This is a genomic window from Paenirhodobacter ferrireducens (assembly GCF_004022265.1).
In the GTDB taxonomy this organism is placed as follows: domain Bacteria; phylum Pseudomonadota; class Alphaproteobacteria; order Rhodobacterales; family Rhodobacteraceae; genus Rhodobacter; species Rhodobacter ferrireducens.
The window spans coordinates 1-1470 of record NZ_SAVB01000050.1 but is presented as its reverse complement, the minus strand read 5'-3'; the positions used below and the strand labels follow the sequence as shown (position 1 = coordinate 1470).

The following is a 1470-nucleotide window of genomic DNA, read 5'->3' as shown; positions in this document are numbered from 1 at the left end:
GAGGCGGTGATGGGATATCAGTCGGTTGCACGGGGAGAGCGGTTTGGCTTTGCGACGCTGGCGGCGGTGATGGCGGCGGCGACGCCGGATCGGTCTGGCGATGCGCTGGCTGGGATTGCGGCGAGCAGTGCGCTCGAGCGGGTGGCGGCGCGGCGGGTGCTGATGGATCTGCCGCTCGCGACCTTCCTGACCGAGGCGCTGGTGCCCTATGAGGTCGACGAGGTCACGCGGCTGATCCTCGACACGCATGACGCGGCGGCCTTTGCCCCGTTCCGCTCGATGACGGTGGGCGAGCTGCGCGACTGGCTGCTCTCGCCCGCGGCGACGGCCGGGACCCTGCGCGCCGCCGCGCCGGGCTTCACCCCCGAGATGGTCGCGGCGGTGTCGAAGCTGATGCGCAATCAGGACCTGATCCGCGTCGCGCGCAAATGCGAGGTGGTGACGGCGTTTCGCAACACGCTGGGCGCGCGCGGCACGCTGTCGACCCGGTTGCAGCCGAACCATCCGGCCGACGACCCGAAGGGGATCGCGGTGTCGATCCTCGACGGGCTGCTGCATGGCGCGGGCGATGCGGTGATCGGCATCAACCCGGCCTCCGACAACCTCGGCAATTGCCACGCGCTGCTGGTGGCGCTCGACGAACTGCGGCAAAGCCTCGAGATCCCCACCCAGAATTGCGTGCTGACCCATGTCACGAATTCGGTGCAGCTGCTTGAGGCGGGGGCGCCGGTCGATCTGATCTTCCAATCGGTCGCCGGCACCGAGGCGGCGAACGCGGGCTTCGGCGTGAGCCTGTCGATCCTGCGCGAGGCGCAGGAGGCGGGGCTTGCCGCCGGGCGCGGCACGATCGGGCAGAACGTGATGTATTTCGAGACCGGGCAGGGCGCGGCGCTGTCGGCGGGCGCCCATCACGGCGTCGATCAGCAGACGCTCGAGGCGCGGGCCTATGCCGTGGCACGGGCCTTCCCGCCGCTGCTGGTGAACACGGTCGTGGGCTTCATCGGCCCGGAATACCTCTATGATGGCAAGCAGATCCTCCGTGCCGGGCTCGAGGACCATTTCTGCGGCAAGCTGCTTGGCCTGCCGATGGGGGTGGATGTGTGCTACACGAACCATGTCGAGGCCGATCAGGACGACATGGATACGCTCGCCACGCTGCTGGTCGACGCGGGGGTGAACTTCCTGATCACCGTGCCGGGGGCGGATGACGTGATGCTTGGCTATCAGAGCCTTGCCTTCGACGACATCGCCTATCTGCGCGAGCTGAGTGGGCGCAAGGCGGCGCCCGAGTTCGAGGCCTGGCTTGACCGGTTCGGGTTGGCGCGCGGGGCGGGGACGACGCGGGCGCTGCCCGATCCGGCGGGGATGGCGCGGCGTCTGGGGTTGACGGCATGACGGGGGATGGGGTGGACAGGGGGCACAAGGTTGCGGCTTTCGCGGCGCTTTCGCGGCTGACGCCGGCGCGGGTGC

Annotated in this window: 1 protein-coding gene; it reads left to right on the top strand. The window is 69.5% G+C overall.

The window, feature by feature from the left end; translation table 11 throughout:
• The first annotated feature begins 9 nt into the window (after nucleotides 1–9).
• Nucleotides 10–1395, top strand: coding sequence for an ethanolamine ammonia-lyase subunit EutB (locus EOW65_RS19775; RefSeq protein ID WP_128152387.1), 1386 nt, complete (start codon nucleotides 10–12; stop codon nucleotides 1393–1395).
• Nucleotides 1396–1470: the final 75 nt, after the last annotated feature.

What these genes read in the sequence shown, in the direction of transcription:
- EOW65_RS19775 (WP_128152387.1), top strand. Translation starts at nt 10, where the DNA reads ATGGGATATCAGTCGGTTGCACGGGGAGAGCGGTTTGGCTTTGCGACG.